Raw genomic sequence first — 25,654 nt, 5'->3', positions numbered from 1 at the left:
TCCTTGGAAGCATATTCGCCCTTGATGGACGATGAAAAACTGCCGCCATTGTGCCAAGGCACAGCCTAAATAACCTGAGCTTCGGATAAGAATTTAGCTCCCAAAAGGAACTAAATGCTCGTTCCCTGATCCGATCATTCGACCAAGAGTGATTAGAAAAAGGAACGAGCATGAACAAACTAGTTGAAACTTACTGTGATGTCGATGATTTCTGTCAGTTATTTATCCCACATTGGCAACGCTTATTGCTTGATAATGGTGAAATGAAGCGTAATAGACCTTGTCGCCTTTCTCCCGCAGAAGTGATGACCATTATCATTCATTTCCATCAATCACATTACCGAGATTTCAAAAATTATTATCTGCACTATGTTTGTCGCCAGCTAAAACCCTATTTTCCAGAGTTGTTGAGCTACACTCGTTTCCTTGCATTAATGCCTAGCGTCGTTGTCCCTATGTGTAGCTATCTGACTTCAAAGCTTGGAAAGCCAACGGGAATTCAGTTTGTCGACTCCACTAAAATTGAAGTCTGTCATATTATTCGAGCGAAGCGAAATAAGGTTTTTGAAGGCATTGCCGAACATGGAAAGGGAACTATGGGCTGGTCGTTTGGATTTAAACTGCATCTTATTATCAATCACTTGGGTGAAATTGTAGCGTTAAAACTGACGAAAGGTAATGTCGATGACAGGCAACCTGTCAGTGAAATGGCTGAGTCTCTTTTTGGTAAGCTTTATGGTGATAAAGGCTATATTAGCCAAGCCCTAACAGGTGAGCTTTTGGAAAAGGGCGTTGAGTTAATCACCACAGTTCGTAAGAACATGAAGAAAAAGTTTATTTCTCTATGGGATAGAGCAATCTTAAAAAAGCGATTCATCATTGAAACAGTGAATGACCAATTGAAGAACATTTCCTATATTGAACACTCAAGACACCGCAGCGAGCATGGGTTCATGCTCAATCTACTTGGTGGATTGATTGCATATTGTTTAAAAGAAGAAAAGCCATCGTTAAATCTAACAGCTCAGGAGCTTGAACTGTTAGATAGCTCTAATTTAGTGCTGGCTTAACCAGATCTGAGGTTAAATAAAAAGCGCAGGCAATATACAGATACAAATTAGCAGGCAAACTCCTTAAGTTAGCTTAATTTTCAAGATAACTCACTCAGCCTGATACAAAGGGATAACCCTCTTGGCTTAAATTGATTAAAACCCGCAGCAACATCGCTGAAATTGTCGACTAACTGAGTTATTATTCGCGGCAAATAATGAAATTGACCTCAATGTTGAACCCCTAAAGGACCTAACATGCAGACTCTTGCCCAGCACTTAACCTCAAAGGCAGTGAACGAATCCCTCGCGCAACTGATTTTGACCTTAGCCGACACCTCCAAAGCCATCAGCCATGCCGTGCGTCACGGTGCCTTAGCCGGTGTGTTAGGCGCGACCGAACAGGAAAACGTGCAAGGTGAAACCCAGAAAAAACTGGATATCATCACCAACGATATGCTCAAAGATGCATTAAAAGCCGACGGTACAGTGCGCGGCTTAGCCTCTGAGGAAGAAGATCATGTGGTTGAAGTCAGCGCCAGTGGTCAATATCTGGTATGTTTCGACCCTCTAGATGGTTCATCGAATATCGATATCAACTCACTTGTTGGCACAATTTTCTCAGTCCTGCCCGCCCCTGCTGGCGAGCTGACTGAAACAAGCTTTTTGCAATCGGGTCGCAATCAGTTAGCCGCAGGTTATGTGCTCTACGGCCCATCAACCATGCTCGCGCTCACCACAGGCCAAGGCGTGCAACTCTTTACCCTGCACCCAGAAACCAACGAATTTTTACTGACCAACGCGGCCATGAGCATCAGCCCAGACACCCAAGAATTCGCCATTAACATGTCGAACCAACGTTTTTGGGAAGCGCCAATGCAGACCTATATCGCCGATTTACTGCTAGGCAAAATTGGCCCGCGCGAAAAATCCTTCAACATGCGCTGGATTGCCGCCATGGTCGGTGACGTACACCGCGTACTTTCTCGCGGCGGTATTTTTACTTACCCAACCGACAATAAAGATCCGAAAAAGCCATACAAGCTGCGTTTAATGTACGAAGCCAACCCAATGGCCTTGTTAGTCGAGCAAGCTGGCGGTAAAGCCTCTACCGGTTATGAAACCATTTTGGATATTCAACCAACGCAAATTCACCAACGCGTAGCGGTTATCCTCGGTAGCGCCAATGAAGTGGACGCTTGCCTAAGCTACCATGGTATCGATTACAGTGAAGAACCTGATTTAGACTAAGGCAAATCGCTTAGATTCTGATTTTTATGATAAAAGCCACTGACCGCAGTGGCTTTTTTATTGTCGCGGAATGCGACATTCATTTTAAAATGCGGCCTAATGGCCGAGAAAGTCGTGGGTCTTCAACCCACACCCGACCAAGAGGGGATCAACAGCAATTCCCTCTTGGATCTCCCTTGCCGCCCCTAGCGAAGTTACATGCATTGGTTAGTGGCTTCGTGCTTATTCAAAAATCGCTAACGCTTCCGATGGCTCCGCTTTACATCCATGTAAAGCCCTCCAGTTCGGCAGTCCCTGCCTCTCGCTCATAATCGTGAAAATCACCGATTTTCATTCGCCCCTTCCCCGAAAGCTACGCAGACGTCCTGTCTGCGTCACGCTATTTTCTTCAACGCCCTTCAGCAACTTCGCAGGGGAAGGTGAACTTCTGTAGCTACAGTGTGGACTGTAAATTCAGAAAGAATTGTACCAGTCCGATCTTTCATACTTGTTATGGGCACTTTTCGCCATGTCTATCATAGGGATAGGACTGGAGTTCAGTGCAAGTACTACCATAACACTTAACAATAAAGTTTATGCATCGGCCACCGCCTTTATACATAAAAGAGAAGTCAGCAATATCTCTATTTTGAGAAATTGAAACTTCTAGATTTTCATTCGGAAGGTTGTGACCATTTAGATATTTAACCACGGTAGCCGTAGCTAGCTCTCGCATTTCAGGCGTCAATTCTTGAGGCTCATTTGAGCACCCAAATATGAGAAATATACTAGAGAGTAAAAGGCCGACTCGATTCATAATGTGCCTATAACGCCGCCAACAGCGGCCGAGCGTAGCGAGGTCCAGCCCCATAGGAGCGATGCTGCTTGGGCCTTGTTATGTGTTGGGGACTACTTAAAAAAGTCACCTTCATCTATATCAGCCAAGCCGATTTCTTTTAGTGGTATATCAAATGATTCTGCTTGCTGCTGCATTAACGTAATGAAACGATGGAACCCCATCATATAGCCGGTTTTATAATCTTCTTCACTAGTTCCTTTTGCAGCCTTATGTTCGCTTATCGATTCACGCGCATACTCTTTTGCAATCGTTCCGAGATCACCTAGATAATTCTTATATTTTTCGTTATCCATAAGACTCATAACAGTGTATTCCCCCCACTTCTAATAAAACCCAACTGTATAGAGTTGGATATTGGAATGATACGAATAAATAATTCAATCATGCCAATAAGTTAGCATCAGCCTCAGTGTGCTATCAACATTTTTCATCCAGAAAAATCGAGACCTTATTAACCTAGAAGCATTTTGGGAAAGATAGGACAGGCACAAATTTTTAGAAAGTCCCTTGTGCTCATTGCCAAATTTGCTATCGCTTCCGAAGATTCCGCTTTACATACATGTAAAGCACTCCAGTTCGGCAATCCCTACCTCTCGCTCATAAGCTCGAAAATCACCAATTTTCATTTACCCCTTCCCCGAAAGCTACGCAGACGTCCTGTCTGCGTCACTCGATTTTCATCAACGCCCCGCGGCAACTTCGCAGGGGAAGATGAACTTCTGTAGCCACAGTACAAACTATTAATCCCTAAAAATCTGTGCCTGTCACAACTTTTAAAGACAGCTTCATCTTTAAATGCCTAGGGATAACTCTTATGTGATTTCTTCAGACTCATATAGACCTCTTAATTTATTGACCATACTGTCTCAAAATTAAGTGTCCGATGGGATTAGACCAGAACATTATGTGGCTTACCTTGTAACCATATAAGTGTCGACAGAAAGGAACCAGCCCTTTTTAGACATACATTCCACAATGAACGCCAGTTGGACTTCACGACTTGGTATTTTGTTATCAATTAAGCGTTCCTTCGTATCATTTTTACAAAGTGAAAAATCCTTCTCTGCTCCGTCTGTATTTTCGGGAGTCGGAGGTATATCCAGGTTTTTAACCCAATTTGTAATGTATCCAAAATAATCGTAGTTATCCTGATACGAGAAGTTTAATTCAAGTTCTGTTGGCTTAGTAGCTGCGCAACCGCACATTAAAGCTCCTAGTGCAGCGCTGATAATTTTAGCCATTTCTGAATACCACATAACGCTCGCAGCACAGGCCGAAACCCGCGCAGCGGTTGAGGTCCAGGCCACGCAGTGGCCGATTGTGACTGCGTTTGTTAGGCATTTTTCACCAATGGATTAACTAGATCAAATGATGTTTCTGATAAAACTTCGCCTGAAATTGCTCCCAATATAGCCATTTCGAAACGTTCCTTAAATTCATAAAGCTGCTCTGGGTTAATATTACTTATCTCAAATACATCGTTCTTATTGAAGTGGGCTGATATCAAATTGAGAACTCTTTGCTGAAGATACAAAAGCATATATGCCAGCTCTCTTTCAACAGGTAAATCGGTATTCTGATGTTTAGCAATTTCCAACAAATCAAAATGAAGTGCCCAAAAAGATTTTGAGTCCCACTCACCGTACTCGGTAAGTCGCTCATAAAAAGAGCCTTCCCATCTCGTGTTGCCCGGAATATTTCTCGTAAGTTCGGAATGCATCAATTCTTCCTGAAATGCCTAACAGTGTATTACCCGCACTTCTAATAAAACCCACTCCGTATAGAGTTAGACATGGGAATAAACGAGTAAATAAATTAATCATGACAATAAGTTAGCATCAGTATCAGTGGACTTTCAACATTTTTCATCCAGGAAAATCGAGACTTTATTTACCGAGAAACATTTTGGCGCGGTAAGTAGTATTAGACAAAGTGAAAGAGTAATAATTTCAGTTAATTGCATAAAAACCCAAGCAAAAACCGATACCTTTTTAGGCTCGCTTTAAAATTAGTTTATAAATTTCCCAGAAAGATGGGACGACAGGCACAAATCTTTAGGACTAACAGCTAACACCAAGGCAACAGAAGTTCACCATCCCCTGCGAAGTTGCGCGGGGCGTTGGAATAAATTGCGTGAGTCCGGTCAGAGATGACCGGCTAGCTTTCGTAAGTACAGGGGCGAATGAAAATCGGTGATTTTCGCGCTTATGAGCGAGAGGCAGGGACTGCCGAACTGGAGGGCTTTACATGGATGTAAAGCGGAACCATCGGAAGCGTTAGCTATTTTCGAATAAGCACGAAGCCCTGCTTTATAAATAGAGAGTCAATGCATGTAACTTCGCTAGGGTGAGAGCTGCATAGCAGCGTTACGAACGAGGGCCACGGATGGCGAACTGGCAGTTAGACATGGACGTTGTTCGGCAAGGACTCTTGTTAACAAAGATCCAAGAGGGAATTGCTGTTGATCCCCTCTTGGTCGACTCTTTATTAAAAAATCAGGGGGGTGAAGCCCCACGACTTTAACCGACCTCGGCCGAAGGCCGTATTGCTCTTCTACACGTCACTGGAAACTGAAACGCCCAACTAACTTGCAACACAAAGATTTTGCTGAATCTTCCAACGACGTTCCATGAGTGGAATCGAAAACCCATAACATACCACCACAATCAAAGGTTGAAGCTGAAAACTCAACTCAGGCCACAACATAAAGGCAGCCACGCAAGCCACAGTGCGCACAATCGCATGTACAATCGCCACCTTTTGCGCCGCTAACACGCCGAAAACTAACCACATTAACCCTGTTTGTACTGCAAGGGCGAAGGGCAAGGCTAAATAGTTTTCCATAAAAAAGGGAATACTGATGCTAAAGGTTAAAAAACTCATCCCCATGGCAGCCAAAAACACTGTTTCAAACCAATTACGATCAGTGCTTTTCTTGAAGGAGATATTTTCACCGGTGAGACGCGAGACTCCCATAGCAAGATAGACAATAGAACCCGTGCCGATAAATGTTGTCATCACCATTTGCGATGCTGGCAGAATAAAACTCAAGATAAACAATAGCGTCCATACAATCATGCCTGATAAGGGCATAGCTAAAGCACGTTTTTGGCGGTATTCGATAAGTTGTTGATCCAGTGATTGATGTTGCATGATTAAGCCTCCTTGTTGGTATGGCTTAAGTATCCTTGCATCCGCTAAATCACGGCAGTGTGAGTTGTCAGCAATTACGGATGACAAATGTCATTCAAAAAACAGGAGAGGGGAAAGATAGGCAGGCACAAATCTTTAGGACTAACAGCTAACACCAAGGCAAAAGAAGTTCACCATCCCCTGCGAAGTTGCCGCAGGGCATTGACGTTCGTTGCGTGAGCGAGGCATCAAAAAACAGCACAAGTATAACTTTTCACTCAATGGTTACACCAAAACTGGCATTGTTGCACCAGTGACCTTCTAAAACAGGATGTTTTAGTAGAGCTTACAGGGACGTATTTACAGCGAGTCACTGGTGTAACAGTGCGAAAGCCTGCGGCAGGCAATGAGTTAATGCTTTAGCCAGAAGCCGCAAGGGATAAGATGGGATAGTTAACCCCACTAACCTAACTCACCTTGGCTGTAAGACTGCAAAAACCAAATCAGCTAAGCCCGCAACTTGGGCTTAGCCGCATATACCTCACGCCTTTGCGATTGGCCGATAGCGCGGCGTTAACCCAGTATGTTATTGTTTTAGCATCATAGATTCTATTTTTGTGCTTTAACCACTAAGGGTTTACTCCAAATGGAAAAAATATTTGAAAGACTCATGTATGCATCACGCTGGATTATGGCGCCGATCTATTTAGGGCTGAGTCTAGTGCTATTGGGCTTAGGCATTAAATTCTTCCAAGAGATCTTCCATATTCTGCCGATCATTTTTGAGATGACTGAAGTGGATTTAGTGCTGGTGACCCTGTCCTTGATTGATATCACCCTTGTCGGCGGCTTGATTGTGATGGTGATGTTTTCTGGCTATGAGAATTTTGTCTCGCAACTGGATGTGGGCGAAGACAGTGAGAAGCTCAGTTGGCTGGGTAAATTAGATTCAGGCTCACTGAAAAACAAAGTGGCGGCGTCGATTGTGGCAATTTCGTCGATCCACCTGCTGAAAATTTTTATGGATGTGAAGAACATCGATAACGACAAAATCATGTGGTACCTGTTAATCCACATCACCTTTGTATTATCCGCTTTTGCCATGGGCTATTTGGATAAAATGACCCGCAAATAAGCATGCAACACGGGCGGGAGGTTAGCATCAGTTCCCGCCCCTTTTACTCCAGCCTAGGCTCGGCCTGGTATTGGCTTAGCAGCACCATCAACATTTATAGTTATCAGCCCTTTATAACCTAAAACGACTCAGAGATGTTTTCATCTCATTAGCCATTTTCCGCAGTTGATGGCTAGCAGTCGATAATTCTGAAGATTTGATATTGGTGTTTTCTACCGCCTGCGCAATATTTTCCATATTCTGATTAATCGTCCCCGACACAACGGCCAGTTGTTCTGTTGCGCTAGCAAGTTGGTCATTCACATCGGTAATGCTCGACACCGCGGCGTTAATACGCGTTAGTGCCTCATTGGCCCGTTGAGAACAGGCAATTGTTTGTTCTGTTTCGGTTCGGCTTTGCGCCATTGATTGCACAGCGTTGACTGAGTCTTGCTGAATCCCTTGAATACGCCTATTAATGTCCTGAGTTGACGCTTGAGAGCGGCTAGCAAGGGTGCGAACTTCATCTGCCACAACCGCAAAACCCCGCCCCATTTCGCCAGCACGTGCCGCTTCTATCGCAGCATTTAAAGCCAATAGATTCGTCTGCTCCGCAATAGCACCAATCACATCGGTGACCGCGCCGATTTCATCACCACGTTTAGATAACTGCCCGATCACATCAGAGACTTGCTCCAGTTTCAGTTTAAGCGCATCAATCGCTGTTATCGTTTGCCCGACGGACATTACCCCATTTTGAGCTTCATTGTCGGCGTCCCTTGTCGCTTTAGCGGCCATAGTCGCGCTGCGAGCCATGTCCTCACAGGTCGAGGTCATTTCATTTACCGCGGTGGCGACTTGGGCAGTTTGATCCATCACATTTTGTAAAATGTGCTGTGTCTGTTGGCTGGTATGATCTAGCGCTTCAGATTGCTCGACCAATTGCTCTGCCATCGACGACTGTTGACCGATAATATTGCGTAATTGCTTGATAAGACCACTTAATGCCGCTAACAGGCTATCGTGATCTCCCGCTTTCAAGCCAAAGTTCACCGAAAAATCCCCTGCTGCGACCTGCTGTACCAGTGCTTTTGTTGTCGCCAGTTCTCCGCCGAGTGCCTGTAATAACCAGCGACGGATAAATAACGACACACCTATGGTCAGCGCCATAATAACCACGACAACTAATCCAACTCGGATAGCCACCGCCCAAAAGGCCTCCTTAACATCATCAATATAAAGACCAGAACCCAGCACCCAACCCCATTTATCATCCTTAGCCACGTAAGACAACTTAGCGTAGCGCTCCTCGGTTACTCCCCCGCCTTTTATGGGTTTAGGCCATTGGTATTCAACAAAGCCATTGCCATAACGGGTGATCACGTCAACAAAACTGACGAACAAGTTAGCATTATTGAGGGGCTGTTGTTGGCTGCCATCACGGTTACGCATTAAGGTGGCGTGATAAAAGTTTGGCCGATCCAATACGGTACCGTCCAGAGCCGATACCGTTGGATGCATAACCATTTTGGGTATAGGCCGACCGGTATCGTTAATCCAAATATATTCCGCGCCATCATAACGAATGGCCTTAATGGTCGCCATGGCCTGCTGCTGCGCCTGTTCAGTGCTTAACGAACCGCTTTGCTCCAGAGCTTGATAATGTTTAACGACGCTCAGGCCACTATCAATAATCGCCACAACACGATCTTCCCTCCCCTTAATCAAACTCTGGTTAAGGGTATTTAGCTCCATTAGACCCAATACCACAAAGCCCAACAATGCGAGTAACGGAATGCTGAGTAATCGGCCTCCGACTGTCTGCCAAAATCCAGCCATGGTGCCTCCTAATATTCCAAGTGATTCAAGCGTATAAATCAGTATGGTTGAAGTTTCATTTATTTAGCCACTTTTAATTTGATAAAAGTACTCTATGGATTTGTAACAACTCACCTTGGGACTAGCTACTTTTTAGCTCAAATAAAGGCCGTATTTAGGCTGAACAAGCTCAGAGGATTGATTGTTGTCGCAACAACAAAAGGCAAGTAAATAGACCAATATCAATCCTGATTTATTTAACAAAAAAGCCACTTTAATCAGTGGCTTTAGTATTTAAAAAGATGCTTGAGGACGTTAATTCTTGGCTAACTCAAGCTCATGCACTTTTTCGGTTTGATCGACTATGGTCAATACCGCGGTATCGCCCACTACGTTGCAAGAGGTCAGCACCATATCGATGATGCGATCCAGCGCCGCCACAATCGCAAAGGCTTCAATCGGCAAGCCCATTTGATGGATTAACACGCCAATCATCACCATACCGCCACCGGGTACCCCACCCGCGCCAACCGATAATAAAAAGATACTAAATAGCAGCGATGGCAATTGCTCGCTGGTGATTGGCATACCGAAGGCATTGGCAACAAAGAAAATCGCAATCGTGATATAAATCGCCACGCCGCCCATATTCATGGTCGCCCCGAGCGGTACGCCAAAGCCAGCCACTGCGCGGTTAACCCCGAGTTTTTCAGTCAAGGTACGCATAGTCACAGGAATCGTGGCATTGGAGCTGGCGGTAGACAGTGAAAACAGCACTTGTTCCTGCGTCTTCGCCCGAAAGGTCTTGGCCGAAATCGGTGTAAACATACCGACCGCCAACGGATAGACCACAAAAATCCACAACAACAGCAGGGCCAGAATGATCACTAGGTATTCGAGCACACTCATAAATACCGCGGCATCTAAGGTAGCACCTAACTTAAACATCAGCGCAAACACCCCGAAAGGCGCAAGACTCATCACCACAGAAATCAGCTTCATCATGATTTTATTGGCGGTTTGAAAGCCTTGTACCGCACCAGCCACATGTTCGCCGAGGGACTTCATCACCCCACCTAACATCAGCGCCATAAAGATCACTTGTAGCATATTGCCCGACATAAAAGCCGCTACCGGATTACGCGGCACAATATCAATCAACAGCGCCATTAAGCTGGGGAGTTCAGTCGCGGTAATGGCGACACCATCGGTGCTGCTCATATCGACGCCTTTACCAGGGTCGAGCAGTAGCACCACTAACAGAGCGGTCGAGATGGCGACCACAGTATTAATAATGTAAAAGCCGAAGGTTTTGCCCCCAAGGCGCCCAAAGCTTTTTAAGTCCTGCAACTCGCACACACCGCAAACGATACTGACAAATACCAGAGGTACGACCAACATCATGATCATGTTGACGAACATAGTGCCGACGCCGCTAGCCAATTCGACTAAATTGCCTGAAAAAAAGCCAATATCGTTTAAAAAATACTGCACTAAAGTGCCAAGAATAAGTCCCGCAAATAGACCGATAAAGATCCGTGTCGAAAGTGATTTCATCATGCTGATCGTTTTCCCAGATAGCTCATCTTTTGATATTCATCTTCCCTAATGAGCAACATCGCCATTCCCTTTTAAGTTCAGGCGGGGATAGTGAAACATGCTGGCAGCAAATTCAATGAATAAATTTACTTATTTCATTTTAAATTAAGCCAAATTCATCACAAAAATTTTGTATTACTATGATTTATAACAAAAATAAAATCATCAATTAATAATCACGCTATTAATACATAAGTTAAAAAAATCAAAAATTAAACACTATTTAAACCAAATAAACACAATTAATCGATTGATACCGAATAAGACTAGATTTAAAAACTGAATAAATGCTTTAAATAGTATTAAAAACTACAGATATCAAACTTAACAGAGAGATGGGGAAGGATAACGACTAACAATATGCCAGTAGCACTAGCTCAAGCCGATGTGACAGCAGGTGCTGCTGTTTAATGCTAATTCGTTGCTGAGTTAACCAACGGCTTAATTGCTGCCAATTTTTTAAGTCGGCTGACTGTAAATATTTAGCCTGAGGCGCTTGCTTAGCAAAGTCATCAGCGGAATTAATCTGTGGGATAGCGAGTAACTCGCTGGGCGCAAAAAGCGCTAACTGCGGCACGATACAATGGGTCATGCCCGTTAAGGTATGGGCAATTTGCAGCCCTGCGGGGTCGAGATCGGTAAAGGCAATAATCGGCATTTTACCCGCCATCGCCTGTAAAAACTGCCGCACACCAATGGGGGAATGGTGGCCGCTGCCACGGTAAATCACCATAATGCGGCTAAGTTCGGCAGGTAAGCGCGCTTGGGTTATTGCATCGAATATATCCAGGTTTTCAACCACTAAGATGGTGTTAACATCAAGCTCATGGCAAAGCTGTTGTGCTTCATCTAAGGGAGTACGTAACGAGGCTCGTGCAGACATCACCAAGGGCGGCGATTCAAAACCGAGATACTTCAACAAAACATACTCGGCTTCGGGGCGGATGTTCGCCAGCTTCTCATTCTGGCTTTGGGCGGACATGGCGATGCGGTCTAGATTAAAGTCCAGTGCCTGTAAATCCACGCCCTCTTTTGCCAATACACCTTGGCGCAGCAACTCAAAATCCCTTGGCGCAAAACACAAATATTTTTCCGCACCATCCAGCTCGCCTACCTCTAACTCGCGGTAAATCGTTCGCCAATTCGGGCTAAGTTTTACCCTTGGAGCGCGATTAAGATAAACGCTCTCCAAGAGTTGCAACTGCTGTTTACCTAGGCGAGCCATAATTCCACGTCGCGGATAATAAAGTTACCGCTGTAGATGGGGTGTGGTTCGCCTAAGGGCTCTAACTCAAAGTAAGCCTTATGCTCATCGGGTAAGCCTTCGTAGCCGCCAATTACTTGATAAATCCAGCTTTCGGCATCCCATGGCAGGGCTTTTTCGGCTAAGTAATCGAGCGCCGACTGACGTAAGCCCGACTCAATCACGTCGACAAAGTAAGTGTCGACCGCTTGCTTGAGTGGATTATCAGGAATATCAAAGTCTTCGCTTTGGGTAAGCGATACACTGACATCATGCTCGCGCACAGTCTCAACTATGCCCTGACGACTAATCGACTTGATATGGGCGACGATATTCATCAGCTCAAGCTCTTGGCTGGCGTTATGCACATCCACAGACGCTGGTGCCAATAACACTTCGGCGCGATTGAAAAGACTCGGGATTTCCTTGTGGGACACATGGTCCGCAGGACGATAATCCGGATGCAAATCGGTGTACAGTAACCAGCCCTTAAGCAAGCGAGTACGGCCGCGAATTTGCCTAAAGCGGCCGAGTAGTTCCAACAACCTGCCCTGCACCACACTGAGCTCCTGAGCGCAGTCGCTCATGGTTTCCTGCAAGGTGGTCACCAGCAGCTTACGCAGCTCACGAATATCACCGGCGATTTCGCCTAATTCGCTAAACTGGAACATCTCCAGACCATTTAGCAATTCAGACACTTGGCTCTGGGCGAGTTCGTTTTCGCGGATCTTAGCGTTAATGGTACCGACATAACCGAACTCGTTATTGATCCGCCCCCACAACACGCGGATCGAATAGCGCAAACTGTCGGCAAAGCTATACACATGCTCACTTAAATCAGACAGATACGCCTCGGCAGCACTGTAATCTGAGCTGTGGCGCGCTTCTTTATAATGGTCGGCCAAGGTTTTAATGGTAGCGAGCGCCGAGCCGACGTTGGAGTCGATTTGGCGATTACGCTCATCACTTAAGCCTTCTTCGAGCAAGGCTCGCACCGAGCGTTTAAGGCGCAGCTCTTGATCTGGCTCTGGGCGCCATAAAATCCCTGCCTGTTTGAGTTTTTCAACCACGGCGGGATCATGGGCATCTTCATTGAGCGAGCCCGCTAAATAAGCGTCCATAATGATGTCAGCATGGCGGCCTAACTGCTTGAGTAGCTTAACCCCAGCCTGATGTAAGTTACTGCTCATCATGGCCTCCTTGGTTTACACCGCGGATGATTGTCCAAAGCATCATAGTAAATCCCGCTGGGTCGCCGTTTCCGCCTGCGCCTCTAGGCTTAGGCCTTCAGTTTCGTCAATAAAACGGATCACTTCGTACAGATAATCCAGCTTGCCGGTGGCGATATAAATTTGTTTTTCAACGTTAGGGCGCACCAGATAGCCAAGCTCCACTAAGCGTTTGAACACTAACTTAATTTGCGCATCACTATTGGTACTGGTTGAGCCGAATAAGCGGTATTGGCTGAGTTTGGCCAACTGCTCACGAAACGCGGGCGTATCTTCAATTCGGCTTTGCAGCTCGGTTAACCGTACTGGCGCACCTTCGCTTAAGGGGGCATCTTGGCCGCTGGCTTCCTGCACTAATACCAGCCACTCCACCATAGGAATAAGTGCCTGACAAATATCCTTAAACTGCGATGAAATCACCTTGCGCTCGCTCTCGCCTAACTGCAAATAACCACAGAAAAACACATCACCCTCGGCGGCCGAGGCCACGGTGCGGTTGATTTGATTTAGATAAGCCTCGACCCGCTCGCGGGTGCTGTTATTTTTCAATGCGCGCCAACCATCTTCATTGGTGGTGCGGCAAATAAATTCGCCCTTGAGCAAGAGTTCGATAATGGCGCCCGTGCCGACTAAGACGGTTTGATTAGATTCATTCATGGCACTCATTAGATGGCCTCCTTGCTCAGGCGTTTACTCAACAAATCGGCAATCGGATTGGCTTTGGGCTTCACCACCTGCAACTTCTTAGTTTGTTTATTAATAATGTAACGGTGCTCAAACAGGTTCAGCACTTCTGACTCTGGGTTCGGGAAAGCGCCTAACACGCTGATATTGTTGTTACCACAGGCATCGAAAATCTTCTTCACGTTGGTGTGGTGCAGCGTGCCAAGCTCGTCGATCGGCCAGTGAATGGTCACATCGGCACGGCCACGTAACAAGCGCGTAAATGCCAACAGGAACTTACACAGGATCAAATAAGCCATACCGTGGCTGGAGGATTCGTTCAGCTGTCTGTCGGTGCGGATAATCAGGTCGCTGTTACCCTCTTTAAGGCGCAGCTCGATTTCCAGTAGCTTAGAAATGCCACCCGTCAGTGCCGCGCGGCCAATAATATCCAAGGCGCGGCGCATGCTGTTGGTGTATTCCTCATCGGGCAGACCATTAAAGCCATCGGCTTTCCAATTTTTGAAGGCTTTAACAAACTGCTCAAGCTCGGGCCAAAACTCTAATTCGCTGATCTTAGAACGAATACGAACCGCAGATTCCGATACGCCATCGAGGAATAACTCCTCGCCCACTTCGCGGGTAATGCGCGCACTTTGCGAAGCGATACGACGGTCGATATCGGCCAGCACATCGTAAAAGGCGGTTAAATCAACACCGAAGATCCGCCCCTGTTCACGCAGCGCCATAATGGATTGCGGCACAATCACATTGAGTAGCTGTTCAAGCTGCGGCACAAGCTTGCGGTAATCCAGCAGGCGAATACCTTTGTCGTTGATAAAGCTCGACTCTTCGCGGGCACGCTCCCAGGTTTCGGCTAAGCCTGAACCTGACTTGCTGGCAATCACAGAGTCGAAATGCTCCACATATTGCTTAACCGAGCCCATCAAATAATCGCGTTTTAGCAGTAAATCTTCGCCCTGACGCAAACGCTCGCCGAGGCTACCTTGGGCTTCTTCATTGTTGGCGGGCAGTTTCAGCTCGGCCAACTTACGCATCACGGCGCGCAGTTTAGTTAAGTTTTCAGAGGCTTCAATCTGCGCCGCATCCGAGGCCTTACGCTCGGTCTCGAGTTGTTGGCGACGGGTTTTCACCTCTTGGGTCTTGGCTTTAAGCTGCTGGTCGATTTCCGAGGCGGCGCGTTTAACGTCGCTTAACTGGGTTTGCAGCTTGGGCTTACGGATAAGCCAAGTGTGTTGATACCAATCGTCAAAGCGCAGTACTTCGCTGCGGCGCTGCTCGGCGCGGCTGATTTTGGTCTCCAGCTCACGGATTTGTTGCTTGAGCTTAAGGATATTGTCCTCATCCACACCGCGGGATTTAAGCTCGTTTTTGTACCAGGTTTCGCAGGCTTTCTGCTCGGCCTTAGCGCTTTCACGGCGGGCGTCGATAGTGGCCTTAATTTGCCCGAGTTGATTGTCGAGCGCGCCGATGACTTCCTGCCAGTAGGCTTGTTTTTCCATCCGCGCTTCGAGCGCCTGCTCTTTTTGCTCTTCGAGCCAGAGCTGATGTTGGTGCTTAAGCTGCTTTAGCTCGCCATCGAGCTGAGTTAAGCGCTGCTGGGCAAAGGCTTTACGCTCGGCCAGCGCCTTGTTGATCTTATCCTGCTCACTGCGTTTTTCATCGAACAGACGACGTAAATCATCGCGGCTATTTTTGTAAGCCGTGCGAGCAAAGGTGAGTTCGCGGCTGAGTTTATCCAGCTCACCGTTAATCGCCACCAGCTGTGATTCGGCCTCAGCCTGTAATTCCTGCGCGCTTTGCAGCGCTTCTTCGGCCTTGCTTAAACGAATACGCAGCTCCTGCTCGGAGGCAGCATATTCAGGCACATCAATGGCTTTAAGATCTAAATGCACCCCAAACACAGTGTCGCTCTCGCCCGTGACCGTTGGGTGTAAATCGGTGCGGTGCAGTAACTCTGGCGCAATCACTTTACCCAGACTTTGCTCCCAACCTTGGGCTTCCTTACGCAGGAACTCAAGTAAAGTATGGGATTGCGGGAACAGCATATGGTGCAGTTCATCGAGCGCGGTTTGCCGCTCGTTAACCCGCAGGCTGGCGATACGCAGTGCTTCGTTGGCTTGGTCGCGTTTGGCGCGTAATTTACGCTCCTCGCCCGTTAAGCGCTCAACCTTGGTATTGCAGCTTTCTTGCTCTTCGTCGGCGCGGTGAATCCGCTCGTCGAAAATCGCAAGGCTTAACTTTTCTTCCTCGGTGTAGGTTACGCCATCGACACGTAACTTAAGCTCGGCGGCATTGAGTTTGAATTGGTATTCCTGCTCGCTAAAGCTCGCCTTGCCCGCATCCATTTGGCTGCGCCATTGGGCTTCGAGGGCATCGAGATCGGCTCTTGCCACTTCACGCTGCTTATCGCGCGCTTCGCGCTGTTTGTCCTGTTCGGCGTGCAAACCTTCGAGCTCGCGGTTTAACTGCTCGCCAATTTTGCTGCGACGGGCATTGTAAGCCGCTTCAATATCTTGGTGTTTTTCGGTTTGTAACTTATGGCGCTCGCTTAAGTTTTCCATGTCAGCGCGCCAGTTTGGCAGCATATCCAGGTCGGCCTTAGCTTGCTCGATATTGGCATCTAAAAAGGCGCCGTGCTGATCTTCAATGGCATCTAACTCGTACTCGCACTTGGCTACGTCACCCTTGGCGGCGGATAGGTCGAGGTTAAGCTCATCGCGCACTTCTTTCCATTCGTCATCCAACATTCGAAGCTTTAAATTCAGCTCCTTAGACAGAGTTTGTTGGATCTCTAACCGATCGGCCTCTAGGGTTTCATCATTGCGATAGCCACGGGACAGACTCGAGAGACGCATCTCGGCGCTGAGCAGTTGGTTAAATTCCTGCTCGAGCTTTTCAAACTCGGGGCGGATCACTTCAAAGCCTTGGATTAATTGACTCTCGCGGATCCACGCCTCAACGCGTTGCGGATTGAGGCGTGAGCTAGGTGGATTTACCCCGTCTTCTTCTAAAATGGCGGCGATCATGGATTTGACCGTTTCCATTTTGCCTTCTTTGGAGTGCACCGCTTTAGCGAGTTTTTCGATATGGCGCAGTGAATGCTCACCTTCACACAGGGCAAATTGGCGCGCATAGGCTCGCAGTTCGCTACGGTTGCTGCCCGTGCTTAACAAAGTGCGATCGTTTTGAATAATCGCGCGATATTCGCGGGTGTTGAGCAAGTTGGTGGTGGCTACGCCCTGGCGTTTTAAATCACGGCCAAGTTCCGCCATGTTGTGACATAAAATAGTGTCACCATTTTGCGATTTAATATAATCACTTAACTCAAAACCCTTGGCGATAAAGCGGTAGTTCACGCCTTTGCCATCACCCGCCGAGGCGAGCACGGCTTGATAGAGCAAGCCATCGGCCTTTTGGTATTCGTAAATGATGTAGCTTGAATCGTGTGGCAAGTACCAACGCTCGAAACTGTCACGGGTTGAAGGCACCACGCGGCTAGGATATTCGCCATAAAATACCGGTACTAAACGTTGTAGCGTGGTTTTACCCGAGGCGTTAGTACCACAAATATTGGTATGGCCATTGAGGGCGAGTTCCACAACGCCCGGAAGGTGCGTATCAATCAGCACAATACGAATCAAGCTTGGCATTTCATTCCTTATCCAAACGGGAGCACCTTATGTAAAAGCGAACGATAAGGTCATCCAAAAGCGGCATCGAACTTCAAACATGGTGATGTTAAAAATCGTGGCCTTAAAATTAAGCCCCTAAAATAAGGCAATCGTCGAGCCTTGGCAATTAAGCACCTAGGGCTGAATGCGTTAGCTCACATCAAACGGCCAAGGATACGCCAATTCGCCCCAACAAAGGGGAGTTTTATGCGGGGGGAAGGCGATCGGCAATCCGGCCGTAGATTAACATCATCTCGGCGAGCGAGCTGACCTGCATGCCTTTCATCAAGTTCGCACGGTGAATTTCGACTGTGCGCATGGCGATGCACAGCGTATCGGCGATCTCCTGATTCTTATAGCCTTTGGCGATCAGAGTAAGGATTTCCCGCTCCCGCGGTGTGAGCGCCTGATAAGTCTGAAGATATTGATTATTTTGATAATGCTCCTTAGCATTCGCCAAGGCTTTTACCACAGCATCCGCGAGCTTAGCGCCATCGGCGGGTTTTTGGAAAAAATCCACCGCCCCGCGTTTTAGCGCCTCCACCGCCATGGGCACATCGCCATGGCCAGTCAAATAAATTACCGCCAGCGGACTATTGTGCTGCACTAATTGCGCATGTAACTGCGGCCCACTTAAGCCCGGCATACGAACATCGACTAAGGCGCAGCCCGGCTGACTTAAATCGATGGCGGCAAAAAATGCCTCGGCGCTATCAAAGTCACGGATATTCAAGCCATAGCTTTCGAGCATAAACCGCAGCGAGCGGCGCACCGACTCATCATCATCGATTAAATACACGGGCAATTCGTGGCTCATGCTGGTGCTCCATCAAACTTACGGGGTAAGGATACCTGCGCTTGGCAGCCGCCACTTAAAGCGGTTTCGAGACTAAAACGGCCACCATGACTCTCGGCGATATCACGGCAAATCACCAGCCCTAGCCCTAAGCCCTCGGACTTAGTCGAATAAAAGGCTTGCATCAGCAGATTGGCATCCTCAGTTAAACCTGTGCCATTGTCTGTGACCGTGAGCAGTAGCTTGTGTTCTTGGTAACGCAGGTCGATATCAATCGTGGGCTGATAGGGTTTCGACGCATCGGCCTCGCTCTGTTGGCGTTGCACACAGGCATCGGCGGCATTTTTCAAAAGGTTGAGCAATAGTTGCTGCATGCCCACTTCATCTAAAGGCAATTGATAGGCTTCGCCACTCACATTGGTTGAAAGCTGGATATGATGCTGCTCCAGCTCATAGGCGAGCAGCGGCGCAGTATCATTCACTAACTGATGTAAATACAGAGGCTGCTTAGACACAGGCCGCTTTTTCAATAAATTACGTAAACGGCTGATTATACTGTCGGCGCGGCTGACTTCTTGCTGGATTAAAGTCAGCACGGATTGTAATTCTTCAGGGCTGGTCCCACGCTGTAAACGTACCTCGGCGCCATGGCAATAATGGCCAATCGCCGCCAAAGGTTGGTTGAGTTCGTGGGAGAGGCTAGCCCCAAGCTCCCCCGCAATCGCAATGCGCTGAGCGTGCTCCAGCAGGGCACGGTTTTCACTGAGCTGCCTCTGGGTATTGATTAACTCTCGGCCGCGGCGGCTAAAGCGGTATTCGAGCCAGAAGTGGTAGACATTGAGCAATACCAATATGGTCAACGCAAACCAAGCCCAATGTTGATGTAGTTTTACCCATTGCCATGCCCGCTGCCACCAAGGGGCTTGCAGTGGATGCATATCCAGATCTTTAAGCAGTTGATCTATCGCCAGTTGACTCACGGCCGTGGTCCAACCCGCAGATTCGGCGGCTTTAGCGGCGGGACTGTCTTCGGGTAATGCTAGTAGGGCTTGAGTCACCTGTTTTGCGAGGGATTGGGTCGCACGGTTGGTTTTAGCCATAGACCAGTTGGGATATAACCGACTCGAGACTTGGCAATGAAACCCCGCAGGCGCCTGATTATCGAGCACCCGATAATTTTGCAGCTTGATCAAACCTTCGGCCTGCATTTGCTCAAGCTGACATACGGGCACAATTGCCGCATCTAAACTTGGGGATTTATCGCTTGGCTTATCTGTCGCACCGAGCTGATAAATAAGGTTATCGAGTGGAAAACCTAAGGGAATAATTTCTCCTACAAAATGGGGTAAATCTACCCCCTTAAGCTGCGCCTCATAAACTAAAGTGAGATAACCGCCGAAGGCATTTTTAGAAACAATCCCGAGTCGCTTGTCCTTAAGATCTTTTAAGGTCTGATAGGGCGAATCGGCTCTGACCACCAGCGCAGACCCCACCTGCATCGCAGCGCCATTATTGATTGGGCTTCGAAGGGTAGCGAGCCAAGACAGGGAAAATTGCCGCGCCAACATCACCGACTGCCCAGGGTTAGTGATAACAAAGTCAAGAGCTTCGGTTTCAACGCCTTTGGCTAATTCTTCAAGGCTTAAGGGATGCAATCTAAAGTAACTGTTAGGTATTTGCGACTCTAGCCAGCCCATCAAAGGTTGCCAACGATTGACTGTGCTCTTATAGCCCCGTATTGCCAATACGCCGACATCGACCACTTGATAGTTTGCGCCAGCTTCATCCATCAACTCTCCCGCAGGAGCAACAGTTAATGCGCCTACAGTTTTATCTTGAGTGGCCAAAACTTCTGCCATGGCTGAGATACTCAGTAGGCTAAACAATACGATGACGAGTTTCACCGCCATTCTCCAGCCATTGGTTGATACGACAAAACCCAACACTGTATCCATTCTCCTAAGCTTTAAGATTCAATCCTAAACAATAACCCCTAAACTCTTAAAGGTCATTCTAACTGATATTTATTGCGCTAGATCAAGTCCCTATCCGATATGTGGAAAACCACTATAGAGATGCCGCCTCCCCTTTTACAGAATGCGCTTAACGCTAAACCCGCGGTCTTCGACCCGTTTTATCTGTAAGAGTGAAGGAAATCCTATGGACAAGAGTAAACGTCAGTTTCTCGGAAAAATGGCCAGTGTGAGTGTCGGCGCCGCGCTCATTCCCGTCGTGCAAGTGCAGGCACAACAGACTGAACCTGCACCTACAGGCAAACGCTACGGTATGGTCATCGATTTGCGCCGCTGCGTCGGCTGCCAAGCCTGCACCGTGGCATGCACCTTCGAAAACCTGCCACCTTTGGGGCAATTTCGTACCACGGTACAGCAATACGAAGTGTCACAACAGGATGCTACCACGCCACCCGCATTTTTAATGCTGCCAAGACTGTGTAATCACTGTGAGAACCCGCCTTGCATTCCTATTTGTCCCACGGGAGCCACCTTCCAACGCCCAGATGGCATTGTGGTCGTCAACAACGAATGGTGCGTCGGTTGCGGATACTGTGTGCAGGCTTGCCCCTACGATGCCCGCTTTATCAACCATGAGACCAACAGTGCCGATAAATGCACCTTCTGCGCCCATAGGCTCGAAGCTGGACTACTGCCCGCCTGTGTCGAAACCTGCGTTGGTGAAGCGAGGGTGATTGGCGATCTGAACGATCCTAATAGTCAAATCAGTCAGTTACTCACAGCCAATAAGACAGATATCAAGGTACTCAAGCCCGATGCCAATACGGCCCCCAGAGTATTTTATATCGGCATGAACAGCGCCTTTGAAGATCGTATCAACGGCCAAGCCCCTGTTCGCACCCTACTGACTGACTCTGGCGAGGAGATCCACCATGGTCATTAAAGAAATCTTTACCCCCGATATTGCCATCACTTGGCTGCCTTGGGCGGTGCAATACTTTTTTCTGATGGGTTTGGCCTACGCCAGTGTATGGGTGGCGACCATCCATTTATTCAGTGCGAAACAAACAGATGCCAGACTGCTCAAACTCTGCGCCTGTTTGATGCTTACCGCCGGCATAGTCGCGCCGATTGCGCTACTTGCGGACCTGCACCAACCGCTGCGGGCATGGCATTTCTATGCCCAAATCAGACCGCATTCGTGGATGTGGTACGGCGCCTTTTTACTGCCGGTATTTTCCGGTGCGAGTGCCCTTTTTGCTTGGCTGTTACTGCGCCAATACTTGCCAACCAAAGCCTCGACACACGGGGAATCGTCCCAAGATTGGGTGAGGCGTATTGCCCAACTTATCCGCTTAGGAGACTGGGATAGCGATAAATGGATCAAGCCAATCGCACTGATTGCTAGCCTAAGCGCCTGCAGTATTGCGCTTTATACCGGAATGGAAACCATGGCGATCAAAGCGCGGCCGCTCTGGCATACCTATTGGTTGCCGCCATTGATGGCGACCAGTGCCCTACTCGCCGCCTGCGGCACTCTCGCCCTGCTCAATCGTGTTTTGCACGGTTATCAAGCCAGCACCCAAGACAGGTTGCTGCAATGGGTCAGGGCAAGCTTTGGTCTCTTCGCCCTGTGTCTTATCGGTTGGGCCTTATTCGATAACGGCTCGGCGCACGAAGCCGCGTTGCTATTAGACAGCAGCCCAAGCTGGCAACTCGCCGCTATCTGGGTATTGGTTACCCTCGCTTTGCTGGCATTGGTATTGGCAGTGCGCCGCCTCCCCTCGGTATTGATGTTAGTCGTCAGTTTAACGGCGGTGCATCTGGCATGGGGATTTCGCTGGATTGTACTTATCCAAGCGCAAACTGACCCTAAATACGGCGCGGGCACTTATTTCTATCAATTGCCATGGGGGCCAGAGGGCCTATTAGGTATCGCTGGCACCTTTGGCCTCTGGCTCGCACTGATGGTGTTAGTGTCTGAATTTATTCGCCATCAACCACGCTCAACTCAGTTGGCCTCTTGAGCCACAGCACCGTCCATATTAAGAAAAGTTACCGCATTAAGGAGTCCGTAATGGATAAGAGTAAACGTCGTTTTATCAAAGGCGCAGCTGTGACGGGTGGCGTGGGATTATTTGCCGCAGGTTACAGCCATACCTTAGCGCAAATGGGCAAAGGGGTCGTGAATGGCAGTTCGGGAAAAACCACCCAAGATCCCATCCATGGCAATTCGCTAGCCCCTGAATATAAAGTGGATTTAACCTCAGGCCAGCTGATTGGCAACGATGAACAACGCATCGCCAATACGATGTGTCTCGGTTGCTGGACCAAGTGTGGCGTGCGCGCCCGTATCGACAATAAGACAGATAAAATTCTCCGCATCAGCGGCAATCCCTATCATCCGCTCTCTGCGCGGGAACATATCGACTTCGATACGCCGATCAAAACCGCCTTTGTGGGCTTGAGTGCCTATCAAGAGCAAGGCTTACAAGGGCGCTCTACCGCCTGCGCTCGTGGTAATGCCATGTTAGAACAACTAGATAGCCCGTATCGCGTTACCCAATGCCTTAAACGGGTCGGGCCGCGCGGCAGTGGTCAATGGCAAAGCATCAGTTTCGAGCAACTGCTGACCGAGGTCGTCGATGGCGGCGACTTATTTGGCGAAGGCCGTGTCGAAGGCTTAAGAGCGATTCGCGATATCAGCACACCACTCGATGCCAATAATCCTGAATATGGCCCCAAGGCCAACCAGCTATTGGTGTCGAACGCTTCGGATGAGGGCCGCGATGTCATCATTAAACGCTTTACCTTCAATAGTTTCGGTACACGAAATTTTGCCAACCACGGCGCCTATTGCGGCTTTACCTATCGCGCAGGTGCGGGTGCCCTGCTCGACGATTTAAAGAAATACGCTCATCTTAAGCCCGATTGGGACAATAGCGAGTTTCTGCTGTTTATCGGCACCTCGCCGCAGCAATCCGGCAATCCTTTTAAACGCCAAGCACGGCAGTTGGCCAACGCTCGGGTCGACGGGCGAGAATTCAGTTATGTGGTGGTGTCGCCCATGTTGCCCAACACCTCGAACCAGCCCTGCGCGGGCAACAATACTTGGCTGCCGATCCGCCCCGCAACCGACTCTGCCCTCGCCATGGGCATGCTGCGCTGGATTATCGATAACCAGCGCTACGCCAGTGCCTTTTTGACCGCGCCCAATGCAGAGGCGGCGAAAGCTGCGGGTTATCGCGGCTTTAGTAATGCCAGCTTCTTAATCATCAGCACACCAAATCACCCCAGATACGGCCAATATTTGTATGCCAGTGATCTCGGCCTGCCCTTCGAAGGTAAAGCCTACGGCGAGCAAGACTCACCACTGGTTGTCGATGCCGCTACTGGGCAGATCCTACCCGCCGGACAATGCGCCAAAGCGCAACTTGAGGTTGAGCAAATCGTGAATACGCCAAAGGGCGAGCTGAGGGTGAAATCGAGTTTTCAGCTGCTCAGTGAAGCCGCGCGCAGCGTCGAGATGGACGACTACGCCAAGGAGTGCGATATTAGCGAGGCGCAAATTGCCGCCCTAGCCCACAAATTCACAGATCACGGCACTAAGGCGGCGGTGATTTCCCACGGCGGCACCATGAGTGCTAACGGTTTTTACAGTGCATGGGCGATCATGATGCTTAATGCCATGATTGGTAACCTAAATCTTAAGGGCGGCGCTATGGCTAAGGGCGGCACCTTCCCCGCCTTTGGAGCTGGCCCAAGGTACAATTTGCAGGAGTTTGACGGCATGGTCGAACCTAAGGGCGTATTCCTTTCCCGCTCTAAGTTTCCCTACGAGAAAACCTCTGAATACCGCCGTAAAGTCGAGACGGGAGAGTCGCCCTATCCGTCGAAGGAGCCTTGGTTCCCTATCTCATCGCCCCTACTCGGTGAGCATTTAACTGCGGCGGTGCACGGTTATCCCTATCGACTCAAGGCGTGGATCAACCATATGGGTAACCCGATTTATGGTCAGGCGGGTCTCGGCGAAGCCATTGGTGCACAATTAAAAGATCCTAAAGTATTACCGCTATTTATCAGCATCGACAGCTTTATCAATGAGACCTCGGCGCTGTCGGACTACATAGTGCCCGACACCTTAACCTATGAATCTTGGGGCTGGAGCGCCGCGTGGCATGGCACACTCACCAAAGAAGCCACCGGGCGCTGGCCGATTGTCGAGCCGAGGGTCGCCAAAACCGCCGATGGCGATGTGATTTGTATGGAATCCTTCCTTAGCCAAGTGGCGATAAAGCTCAATCTGCCCGGCTTTGGCGCCAATGCGGTCAAGGCCGCCGATGGCAGTTTGCATCCCCTGAGCCGCGCGGCCGATTTTTCGCTCTACGGCGCGGCAAACGTGGCCTACCTTGGTAAACCCGTTGCCGATATCAATGCCGAAGATATGTACTTCAGTGGTGTTGGGCGCATTCAAGCGGAACTCAATGCCAGACTCAAACCCGAAGAAGTCAAAAAAGTCAGTTACTTATTTGCCCGTGGCGGCCGCTTTGAGAATATCAGCGCCGGGCGTGACGAGGCGGGCAACCCCAGCAAGGTTTGGCCAAAACCTTTAATGCTGTGGAACCCTGAGGTCGGCAGTCGGCGCAACAGCTTGAGCGGTGAATATATGAGTGGCTGTCCACGGCGTTATCACCCTGCGCTCGCCAACGGTACCCCCTTGGAGCAAGCATTCGATAAGTCACAGTGGCCGCTGCTGATCAGCAGTTATAAGTCGCATACCATGAGTTCGATGAGCATAGGTTCGGACCGTTTGCGCCAGGTGCACCCCAATAATCCGGTGCGCATCAATGAGCAAACTGCCGCACGTTTTGGCATCAAGAGCGGAGATACGGTCAAGATCAGCACGCCAAATGGCAGTGTGGTGGCCTTGGTGGAATGTGTGGCGGGCGTGCATCCCGACTGCATTGCCATCGAACACGGTTATGGCCATAAGGAGTTAGGCGCACGGGATATAGTCATCGATAATAAAAAGATTGCCGCCAATCCGCTGATCCGCGTCGGGGTCAATATGAACGACTTGAATCTGTTCGACCCAAGCCGCCATGGGCGCTATCCGCTGGTGGACTGGGCCAGCGGTGCATCGGCGCGGCAAGGACTTCCCGCCAAGATAGAGAAAATCGCTTAACCCCTAAGCCAAGGTAACAAGGAGGTTACCTTGGCTATCAATTTATCCTGCCCCGTTTTATAAAAAATG

18 protein-coding genes are annotated in these 25,654 nt (G+C 48.7%); 6 read left to right on the top strand and 12 right to left on the bottom strand.

Going from position 1 to position 25,654, the window contains the following annotated elements; genetic code table 11:
- Window positions 1–170 precede the first annotated feature (170 nt).
- Both FJD32_RS03650 and FJD32_RS03645 read left to right on the top strand, forming a co-directional pair.
- Complete coding sequence (locus FJD32_RS03650) at window positions 171–1,070, top strand: IS982 family transposase (protein ID WP_088585327.1); 900 nt, start codon at window positions 171–173, stop codon at window positions 1,068–1,070.
- 237 nt (window positions 1,071–1,307) lie between these two features.
- On the top strand, window positions 1,308–2,300 hold the full coding sequence (locus tag FJD32_RS03645) for a class 1 fructose-bisphosphatase (RefSeq protein WP_140907242.1): 993 nt from the start codon (window positions 1,308–1,310) through the stop codon (window positions 2,298–2,300).
- Between the two features lie 888 nt (window positions 2,301–3,188).
- On the opposite strand, the gene FJD32_RS03640 is transcribed toward FJD32_RS03645, so the two are convergent.
- The 4 genes from FJD32_RS03640 to FJD32_RS03625 form a co-directional block, all read right to left on the bottom strand.
- A complete protein-coding gene (locus tag FJD32_RS03640; RefSeq protein ID WP_047533641.1) occupies window positions 3,189–3,431 on the bottom strand; it encodes a hypothetical protein in 243 nt (80 codons plus the stop codon).
- A 618-nt stretch (window positions 3,432–4,049) separates the two neighbouring features.
- Window positions 4,050–4,379: a hypothetical protein gene (locus tag FJD32_RS03635; RefSeq protein WP_140907241.1), complete on the bottom strand. Its 330-nt coding sequence runs from the start codon at window positions 4,377–4,379 to the stop codon at window positions 4,050–4,052.
- Window positions 4,380–4,471: 92 nt separating this feature from the next.
- Window positions 4,472–4,858: an Imm41 family immunity protein gene (locus tag FJD32_RS03630; protein ID WP_047532948.1), complete on the bottom strand. Its 387-nt coding sequence runs from the start codon at window positions 4,856–4,858 to the stop codon at window positions 4,472–4,474.
- Between the two features lie 863 nt (window positions 4,859–5,721).
- A complete protein-coding gene (locus FJD32_RS03625) occupies window positions 5,722–6,291 on the bottom strand; it encodes a hypothetical protein (protein WP_099457458.1) in 570 nt (189 codons plus the stop codon).
- Window positions 6,292–6,916: 625 nt separating this feature from the next.
- Between FJD32_RS03625 and FJD32_RS03620 the strand changes: the two genes are divergently transcribed.
- Window positions 6,917–7,405, top strand: coding sequence for a TIGR00645 family protein (locus tag FJD32_RS03620; protein WP_011073724.1), 489 nt, complete (start codon window positions 6,917–6,919; stop codon window positions 7,403–7,405).
- 111 nt (window positions 7,406–7,516) lie between these two features.
- Here FJD32_RS03620 and FJD32_RS03615 read toward each other — a convergent pair whose 3' ends face one another.
- From FJD32_RS03615 to FJD32_RS03580, 8 genes are all read right to left on the bottom strand, one after another.
- Complete coding sequence (locus FJD32_RS03615; protein ID WP_037421942.1) at window positions 7,517–9,223, bottom strand: methyl-accepting chemotaxis protein; 1,707 nt, start codon at window positions 9,221–9,223, stop codon at window positions 7,517–7,519.
- 294 nt (window positions 9,224–9,517) lie between these two features.
- Window positions 9,518–10,762, bottom strand: a complete 1,245-nt coding sequence (locus FJD32_RS03610; RefSeq protein WP_037421938.1) for a dicarboxylate/amino acid:cation symporter — start codon at window positions 10,760–10,762, stop codon at window positions 9,518–9,520.
- A 391-nt stretch (window positions 10,763–11,153) separates the two neighbouring features.
- Complete coding sequence (locus FJD32_RS03605; RefSeq protein ID WP_088586674.1) at window positions 11,154–12,026, bottom strand: Wadjet anti-phage system protein JetD domain-containing protein; 873 nt, start codon at window positions 12,024–12,026, stop codon at window positions 11,154–11,156.
- Window positions 12,014–13,234 carry a phosphoenolpyruvate carboxylase gene (locus FJD32_RS03600; protein WP_140907240.1) on the bottom strand — a complete coding sequence of 407 codons (1,221 nt, stop codon included), beginning with the start codon at window positions 13,232–13,234 and terminating at the stop codon, window positions 12,014–12,016. The genes FJD32_RS03605 and FJD32_RS03600 overlap by 13 nt, the downstream gene beginning before the upstream one ends.
- Window positions 13,235–13,276: 42 nt before the next feature.
- Window positions 13,277–13,930, bottom strand: a complete 654-nt coding sequence (locus FJD32_RS03595; RefSeq protein ID WP_037422308.1) for a hypothetical protein — start codon at window positions 13,928–13,930, stop codon at window positions 13,277–13,279.
- 8 nt (window positions 13,931–13,938) lie between these two features.
- On the bottom strand, window positions 13,939–17,610 hold the full coding sequence (locus tag FJD32_RS03590; RefSeq protein ID WP_140907239.1) for an ATP-binding protein: 3,672 nt from the start codon (window positions 17,608–17,610) through the stop codon (window positions 13,939–13,941).
- A 226-nt stretch (window positions 17,611–17,836) separates the two neighbouring features.
- Window positions 17,837–18,448, bottom strand: a complete 612-nt coding sequence (locus tag FJD32_RS03585; protein WP_037421928.1) for a response regulator — start codon at window positions 18,446–18,448, stop codon at window positions 17,837–17,839.
- On the bottom strand, window positions 18,445–20,382 hold the full coding sequence (locus tag FJD32_RS03580) for a PhnD/SsuA/transferrin family substrate-binding protein (RefSeq protein ID WP_140907238.1): 1,938 nt from the start codon (window positions 20,380–20,382) through the stop codon (window positions 18,445–18,447). Before FJD32_RS03580 ends, FJD32_RS03585 begins: the two co-directional genes overlap by 4 nt.
- A 205-nt stretch (window positions 20,383–20,587) precedes the next feature.
- On the opposite strand from FJD32_RS03580, the gene dsrO reads away from it, so the two are divergent.
- Genes dsrO through FJD32_RS03565 form a run of 3 tightly spaced genes read left to right on the top strand, consistent with a single transcriptional unit; the run spans window position 20,588 to window position 25,585 of the window.
- Entirely contained in the window at window positions 20,588–21,343 is a 756-nt protein-coding gene (gene dsrO, locus FJD32_RS03575) for a sulfate reduction electron transfer complex DsrMKJOP subunit DsrO (protein WP_140907237.1), read from the top strand.
- A complete protein-coding gene (gene nrfD / locus FJD32_RS03570) occupies window positions 21,333–22,427 on the top strand; it encodes an NrfD/PsrC family molybdoenzyme membrane anchor subunit (RefSeq protein WP_140907236.1) in 1,095 nt (364 codons plus the stop codon). Before dsrO ends, nrfD begins: the two co-directional genes overlap by 11 nt.
- Before the next feature lie 50 nt (window positions 22,428–22,477).
- Window positions 22,478–25,585, top strand: coding sequence for a tetrathionate reductase subunit A (locus FJD32_RS03565; RefSeq protein WP_140907235.1), 3,108 nt, complete (start codon window positions 22,478–22,480; stop codon window positions 25,583–25,585).
- The last annotated feature ends 69 nt before the right edge of the window (window positions 25,586–25,654 follow it).

Origin of the sequence: Shewanella sp. LC6 (assembly GCF_006385735.2) — a bacterium.
Classification (GTDB): domain Bacteria; phylum Pseudomonadota; class Gammaproteobacteria; order Enterobacterales; family Shewanellaceae; genus Shewanella; species Shewanella xiamenensis.
Note: the sequence above shows the minus strand (reverse complement) of the source record. Positions and strands in the feature narration are given on the sequence as shown.